8 protein-coding genes are annotated in these 7162 nt (G+C 66.9%); 4 read left to right on the top strand and 4 right to left on the bottom strand.

Annotated elements, in window-relative coordinates; all coding sequences use genetic code 11:
• The first annotated feature begins 20 nt into the window (after positions 1–20).
• Positions 21–2072 (top strand): S9 family peptidase, encoded by a 2052-nt coding sequence (locus tag N5D48_RS17365; RefSeq protein WP_279886550.1) that lies wholly within the window; start codon positions 21–23, stop codon positions 2070–2072.
• A 131-nt stretch (positions 2073–2203) separates the two neighbouring features.
• Here N5D48_RS17365 and N5D48_RS17360 read toward each other — a convergent pair whose 3' ends face one another.
• On the bottom strand, positions 2204–2479 hold the full coding sequence (locus N5D48_RS17360) for a hypothetical protein (protein ID WP_279886548.1): 276 nt from the start codon (positions 2477–2479) through the stop codon (positions 2204–2206).
• A gap of 132 nt (positions 2480–2611) precedes the next feature.
• Between N5D48_RS17360 and N5D48_RS17355 the strand changes: the two genes are divergently transcribed.
• Together N5D48_RS17355 and N5D48_RS17350 are read left to right on the top strand one after the other, a co-directional pair.
• Entirely contained in the window at positions 2612–2977 is a 366-nt protein-coding gene (locus tag N5D48_RS17355) for a YajD family HNH nuclease (RefSeq protein WP_023632486.1), read from the top strand.
• Positions 2978–3049: 72 nt separating this feature from the next.
• Positions 3050–3520, top strand: a complete 471-nt coding sequence (locus tag N5D48_RS17350; protein ID WP_028693028.1) for an RNA methyltransferase — start codon at positions 3050–3052, stop codon at positions 3518–3520.
• A gap of 135 nt (positions 3521–3655) precedes the next feature.
• Here N5D48_RS17350 and N5D48_RS17345 read toward each other — a convergent pair whose 3' ends face one another.
• Both N5D48_RS17345 and N5D48_RS17340 read right to left on the bottom strand, forming a co-directional pair.
• Entirely contained in the window at positions 3656–4864 is a 1209-nt protein-coding gene (locus N5D48_RS17345) for a hypothetical protein (protein ID WP_279886545.1), read from the bottom strand.
• A gap of 26 nt (positions 4865–4890) precedes the next feature.
• Positions 4891–5340 (bottom strand): YcgN family cysteine cluster protein, encoded by a 450-nt coding sequence (locus tag N5D48_RS17340; RefSeq protein WP_279886543.1) that lies wholly within the window; start codon positions 5338–5340, stop codon positions 4891–4893.
• Positions 5341–5485: 145 nt separating this feature from the next.
• Here N5D48_RS17340 and N5D48_RS17335 point away from each other — a divergent pair, with 145 nt between their 5' ends.
• On the top strand, positions 5486–6079 hold the full coding sequence (locus N5D48_RS17335) for a nitroreductase family protein (protein ID WP_279886541.1): 594 nt from the start codon (positions 5486–5488) through the stop codon (positions 6077–6079).
• An 85-nt stretch (positions 6080–6164) separates the two neighbouring features.
• On the opposite strand, the gene N5D48_RS17330 is transcribed toward N5D48_RS17335, so the two are convergent.
• Positions 6165–7097, bottom strand: a complete 933-nt coding sequence (locus N5D48_RS17330) for a D-2-hydroxyacid dehydrogenase (RefSeq protein ID WP_279886538.1) — start codon at positions 7095–7097, stop codon at positions 6165–6167.
• Positions 7098–7162: the final 65 nt, after the last annotated feature.

Genomic DNA, 7162 nt, shown 5'->3' with positions numbered 1-7162 from the left:
GCCACCGAAAAGAGACCGCCATGCCCGTCACTTCCTCCCTGATTGCCGCCCCTATCGCTCACCAGGCCGAAGGCGCCGACCCCTACGCCTGGCTGCAGCAGCGCGACACCCCCGAGGTGCTGGCCTACCTGGCCGAGGAAAACGCCTACCAGGAAGCCTGCCTGGCCGACCAGGCGCCACTGCGTGAACAGCTGTTCGAGGAAATCAAGTCGCGCATCCTCGAAACCGACCTGTCGCTGCCCTCCCCCTGGGGTCCATACCTCTACTACACCCGCATCACCGCCGGCGACGAGTACCCGCGCCACTACCGCTGCCCACGCCCAAGTGACGACAGCAACACGGTCGATGAAAGCCGCGAGCAACTGCTGCTCGACCCCAACGCCCTGGCAGGCGGCGGCTTCCTGTCCCTCGGCGCGTTCAACGTCAGCCCCGATCACCGCCTGCTGGCCTACAGCCTCGACACCAGCGGCGACGAGATCTACACCCTGTACGTCAAAGACCTGGACAGTGGCGCGTTGACCACCCTGCCTTTCGACGACTGCGACGGCAGCATGACCTGGGCCAACGACAGCCAGACACTGTTCTTCGCCGAACTGGACGACACCCATCGCCCCTGGCGCCTGTGCCGTCATACCCTCGGCCAGGCCGGTGCCGCCACGGTGTTCGAGGAAGCCGACGGGCGCTTCTTCCTGCACTGCTACCGCGCCAGCTCGGAGCGCCAGCTGGTGCTGCTGCTCAACAGCAAGACCACCAGCGAGGCCTGGGTCCTCGATGCCGCCACGCCACAGGCCGATTTCGCCTGCCTGGCGCCGCGCGTCGAGGGCCACGAGTACTACCCCGACCACGGCACGCTCGACGGCCAGTGGCGCTGGTTCATCCGCAGCAACCAGGACGGCATCAACTTCGCCCTGTTCCAGGCGCCGGCGGACAACGTGCCGAGCCGCGGGCAATGGCAGGTACTGGTGCCGCACCGCGACGACATCATGCTCGAAGGCGTGAGCCTCAACGCCTCGGCGCTGTCCCTGAGCCTGCGCGAAGGCGGCCTGCCGATCATCGAAGTACACCCGCAGGGGCTGCCGGCCTATCGCGTCGAACTGCCGGACGCGGCCTACAGCCTCTATGTGCAGGACAGCCTGGAGTTCGCCAGCCCGCGTATCCGCCTGCGCTACGAAGCCCTCAACCGTCCTGCCCAGGTACGCCAGCTGGAACTGGCCACGGGTGAGCAGCAGGTGCTCAAGCAGACCCCGGTGCTCGGCGCGTTCGACGCCGACGACTACGTCAGCCAGCGCCTGTGGGCGGTGGCCAAGGATGGCACGCGGGTGCCGATCAGCCTGGTGCGCCGCCGCGTCGACGAAGGCAAGAACGTGCCGCTCTACCTCTACGGCTACGGGGCCTACGGCGAGAGCCTCGACCCCTGGTTCTCCCACGCCCGCCTGAGCCTGCTGGAGCGCGGCGTGGCCTTCGCGATCGCCCATGTGCGCGGTGGCGGCGAGCTGGGCGAGGCCTGGTACCGCGCGGGCAAGCAGGAACACAAGCACAACACGTTCGACGACTTCATCGCCTGCGCCGAGCACCTGATCGCCGAAGGCGTGACCACCCGCGATCACCTGGCCATCAGCGGTGGCAGCGCCGGAGGCCTGCTGATGGGCGCGGTGCTCAACCTGCGCCCCGAGCTGTTCCGCTGCGCCATCGCCGAAGTGCCGTTCGTCGATGTGCTCAACACCATGCTCGACCCCGAGCTGCCGCTGACCGTCACCGAATACGACGAATGGGGCAACCCCGAGGAGCCCGAGGTGTATGAGCGGATCAAGGCCTACGCCCCCTACGAGAACGTCACGGCCCAGGCCTACCCGGCAATGCTGGTGGTCGCCGGCTACAACGACAGCCGCGTGCAGTACTGGGAAGCGGCCAAGTGGGTGGCGCGCCTGCGTACCCGCAAGACCGACGACAACCTGCTGCTGCTCAAGACCGAGATGGGCGCCGGCCACGGCGGCATGAGCGGGCGCTACCAGGGGCTGCGCGACGTCGCGCTGGAGTACGCGTTCGTCTTCAACGAACTGGGCGTGGCGTAAGACCCGCCTGCCCGCGAATGCGTCACCAGGCATGACCACACAGCCTGATCTGGCGCTTTCGCGGGTAAACCCGCTCCCACGGCGACCGCACTGACCTCAAGTCATTCGCCATGCCTGTGGGGGCAGCGGGCCTAGTCGGTCTTGCTCGGCGTTTTCGGCGGATCCTGGCTCAATCCCGGCAGGGGCTGGTCCTTGGGCGGCCCCGGGACGGGCATCGGCGGCAACAACGGCGCGCCGGGCCGGTTGGCGCCGGCCTTGGGCGGCGTGCTGGGCGTGATCTGTGGATAAGGCGTCGGGGTCGGCGTTCCCGGCGCGCCCGGAGCGGGCGTGAGCGGGCGCTGCTGGCCCGTGGCCTCGGCCACGGGCAGCGCGCCGATCAGCAGTGCGGCGAGGATCGCATGCAACATCTGCAGCCTCCTGTCAGAAACCTTGCTACAGACTACGCCGAACGGCGCACTTTCGCCTGTCCGCCCGCCCCACAGGCGCGCTAGACTCGATGACATAACCGTCATTGCCCTGATCAGAAAAAAGGTAACACCATGAGCTCCACCTCCGACGCCACCGCCCGTCTCGACCGCATCCTCGCCGACGCCAAGCGCGACAAGGAAATGGGCTATCGCGACAAGGCGCTGAAGATGTACCCCCACGTCTGTGGCCGCTGTACCCGTGAATTTTCCGGCAAGCGCCTGTCCGAGCTGACCGTGCACCACCGTGACCACAATCACGACAACAACCCCCAGGACGGCTCCAACTGGGAACTGCTGTGCCTGTACTGCCACGACAACGAGCACGCCCGCTACACCGACCAGCAGTATTTCAGCGAAGGCTCGCTGAGCACGCCGAAAGTGGCCGTGGCCACCCACAACCCGTTCGCCGGCCTGGCCGCATTGATGAAGAAGGACTGAACGTCGTTTCGCGCCCCCCGCGCCATCGCCAAGCCCGTATAATCGCGCTCTTTTTGCAAAGGGCCCCGACACGTGGCTAACAAACGGTACAGCTGCATCGGCCTGTTCAACCCAAAATCGGCCGAGAACGTCGGCTCGGTGATGCGCGCGGCAGGCTGCTACGGCGTCAATTCGGTGTTCTACACCGGCAAGCGCTATGAGCGCGCCCGCGATTTCGTCACCGATACCAAGCGGGTGCACTACGACATCCCGCTGATCGGCATCGATGACCTGCAGCGCATCATTCCCCTGGGCTGCACACCGGTGGCCGTGGAGCTGGTGGAAGGCGCAAGGCCGCTACCCGAATACACCCACCCGGACCGGGCGATCTACATCTTCGGGCCCGAGGATGGTTCGTTGAGCGAAGACGTGCGGGGCTGGTGCGAAGAGACGATCTACATCCCGACCGAGGGCTGCATGAACCTGGCGGCGACGGTGAACGTGGTGCTGTACGACCGCATGGCCAAGGGCCTGAATACCCGTTCGGGGCCGAAGTTCAAGTAAGCGGGCCAGGCCCTTTCGGGTAAACCCGCTCCCACAGGCTGGACTGTCCCCAAGAAGTTGGACACCCATCCAACCCTTGGGAGCAGTCCGGGTTCAGCGAAGCCTCTGTGGGAGCGGGTTTACCCGCGAAGAAGCCTAGCGCAGCACCTTGCTCTGCAGCACCTCGGACTGACGCCCCAGCACGTTCTCGCTGATCTGCACGAACTCCTCGGTGCTGACGCTCGACAGGCGCATCAGCGCCCGGGCGACATCGTCCAGCGAACGCTTGTCGTGGTTGTGCAGGCGGATCTCGCGGTCCAGCGCCTGGAGCAGCAGCACGCCACGGGCCACCTGCGCGGCATCGGCCTTGGCCCCCTTGAGGTGAGTCACCTTGGCCGCCAGCTTGTGCTGGCGGGCCTGCAACGCCTCGTAGCGGTCATCGCTCATGCCGCCGGCGCGGCGCAGCAACTCGGTGGCGTAATAGTCAGCCAGGCTCTCGCCCAGCCAGTCGCTGCCATCACGGTCGTTGATCTGGGCGAACAACTGGACCAGCTCGCGCAGCACCGGGCTGCTGCCGTTCTCGCTGACCAGCGGCCGCGTACTGTGCAGGTACAGCGAGTTGTTGCCAGGCAGCACGCCCCGCCACATCTCGTCACGGGCACCGACCAGCAGCAGCTTGGGCGGGTTGCGCGGGAACACCGCCTGCAATTGCGGCCAGACGAAGGTCAGCAGGGTCAGCGTGTCCATGCGTCGCATGCCCTGCCCTTGCGGCGCGGCGACGGTCACCTCGGTGTCGCCCAGGCGCGCCCGACGGCTGCCCAGGTTGCCGGCGAGCATCCAACCGGTGGGGCGGTCGAACAGACGCGACACATCGTCGATGCGAAATTTCTGCCGGCCAATGCGTGGCCAGGCGGTTTCGACACTTTTCCAGCCCGCCGGCAGGTCGAAGCTCAGCCGCGAGACCAGCTCGGTGCCATCCTGCTGGTCGAGGCGCGCCGGTGGCACCAGCTGGTCGCCACGAAACAGCGCCCAGTGCGGCGTGATGCGCGATTCGTGGGCGGCGCCACGGGGTTGCTGGTCAAGTCGCACGCGGTAACTGAGGCTGGTCTTGCCCGCGGCCGGGTGCCAGACGCCGCGCCCGTCGCGAACCTGCCACTGGCCATCGGCGAGAAAGTCGCTGTAGGCGCCCCCCTTGCCCAGGTCGAAATCCAGGCTGCGCACCGCAGCGCCGTCGGCCAGGGTCAAACGCACCTCGGCCTGTGCGCTCTGCGGCAGCAGGCGCACCTGGTAATCGAGGTCGACTTTCTTCGCCAGTACCTGCGAGCTGAGCAGCAGGCCGACAAGCAACAACAGCGGGCGACGCATAGCGAAACTCCTTGTTCCTCGAGAACTCAACCCGCGCGGAAGATGAGGTGGTCTTCCCAATCGTCTTCATCCACGTCGTTTTCACTGAGCATGCGCCCGGAGCGGGAGATGCGCTGCTCATGCACCTGCTGGCGATCACCGCTGACCAGGTGGTGCCAGGCGGGCAGGTCCTGCCCTTCGCTGACCAGGCGATAGCCGCAGGTGGGCGGCAGCCACTTGAACTGGTCGGCCTTGCCCGGGGTGAGCTGGATGCAGTCGGGGACGTGGGCGAAACGATTGGGGTAGTCGCTGCACTGGCAGGTCTGCAGATCCAGCAACTTGCAGGCGATGCTCGTGTAATAGACGCTGTTGTCCTCTTCGTCCTCGAGCTTCTGCAGGCAGCACAGGCCGCAGCCGTCACAGAGCGATTCCCACTCCTTGTCGTCGAGCTGGTCGAGGGTCTTGCGCCGCCAGAAGGGCGCGGTATCGGCGATCATCACACGGTTTCCTGCAGTCAACATCAATCCGCGGCGCGCGGCGGCGCCAGTCTAGAGGCAGTCCGACGGCAACGCCAGACCGCTTGTCAGTGGCAGGCGGACGCAGTAGCGTGCGCTCTTTACCCCCGCCCTTGCAGGAGCAGCCATGAGCGCCACCCCACGCATCGCCGACTATGCCATCAACGAGCAGTTCATCAATCGCTGGTCGCCCCGTGCCTTCACCGCCGAGCCGATCAGCCAGGACACCCTGCTGAGCTTCCTCGAGGCCGCGCGCTGGGCGCCGTCGGCCTACAACTCGCAGCCGTGGCGCTTCCTCTATGCACGCCGCGACACGCCGAACTGGGAGCGCTACCTGGGCATCCTCAACGAGTTCAACCGCAGCTGGGCGCAGCAGGCTTCGGCCTTGGTGCTGATCATCTCCAAGACCACCTTCGCCGCACCGGGCTCCGATGAGGAAAAGCCTGCGCTGTGGCACACCTTCGATACCGGCTCGGCCTGGGGCCACCTGGCGCTGCAGGCCAGCATCAGCGGCTGGCACAGCCATGGCATGGCCGGTTTCGACCAGGACCTGGCACGCCGCGAGCTGAAGATCCCCGAGGGCTACGCGCTGCATGCCATGGTGGCGATCGGCAAGCTGGGCGACAAGGCGACCCTGGCCGAAGGCCTGCAGGCCCGCGAAGTGCCGAGCCCACGCCGGCCGCTGAGCGAGCTGGCTGCCGAAGGCGAGTTCAGCCTCTAAAGTTTGTGATCGCCTCATCGCGGGGCAAGCCCGCTCCCACGCGCGACAGGTGCCCCGCGATGAGGTCGCATCAGGTAAACCTCTTTCAGTAACCCCTCGCGAAATCCACCTCGCCCCGCAGTTCCTGCCCCGCCGCGTAAGCCCGCGCATTCTCGACGAACAACCGCACCATCGCCAGCGGCGAGGTCGGCGCCGAGCTGTGCCCGGTCAGCAGCAACCCCCAGGCGGTCCAGAACGGGTGGCGCTGAGGCAGCGGTTCCTGACGGCAGACATCGATCACCGCGCCGGCCAGGTGGCCCTGCTTGAGCGCCTCGACCAGGTCGCCATCGACCACCGCCACGCCACGTCCGGCGTTGATGAACAGGGCGTTGGGCTGGAAGCACTTGAACAGCGCCGCATCGTACAGCTCGTGGGTGGCCGGCGTGTCGGGCAGCAGGTTGAGCACGTAGTCGGCCTGGCCGACCAGGCGCGGCAGCTGGTCGAGCCCGGCCACCTCGACGAACGGCGCCTGCTCGCGGGCGCCGCTGGCCACGCCATACAGCGTGACGCCGAACGGCACGAGGAACTCGGCCACGCGCTGGCCGATATCGCCGGTGCCGACGATCAGCACCCGGCGCCCTTCCAGGGTGCGGCCCGGACGGTCGTCCCAGCGCCGCTCGACCTGGCTGACCAGACGCGACAGCACATCGCGCTCATGGACGAGCATGTAGGTGAGCATGTACTCGGCCATCACCTGGCCAAAGATGCCCACGGCGCGGGTCAGGCGGTAGTCGCGCGGCAAGCCATCGGCCAGCAGCGGCGTGATCCCGGCCCAGGTCGACTGTATCCAGCGGGGCTGGTGGCCCTGGCGCAGCAGGCTGGCCAGCAGGTCCGGCTGGCCCAGCCATACCGGGCTGTCGGGAGCTAGGCGCGCCAGTTCGGCGGAGTCGCCACTGGTCAGGACCTCCAGGTCCGGCGCCGCCTCGCCCAGCAGGCGAGCGTAGTTGGCATGATCCTGTTCAGCGATCAGAACGCGCATGTGACACACAACCTTGGCAAACAACGAAAGCGGCCCGCCAGGCGGGCCACAGGAACTAAAGAAGA

The sequence above is a fragment of the Pseudomonas sp. GD03858 genome (assembly GCF_029840925.1).
Classification (GTDB): domain Bacteria; phylum Pseudomonadota; class Gammaproteobacteria; order Pseudomonadales; family Pseudomonadaceae; genus Aquipseudomonas.
Note: the sequence above shows the minus strand (reverse complement) of the source record. Positions and strands in the feature narration are given on the sequence as shown.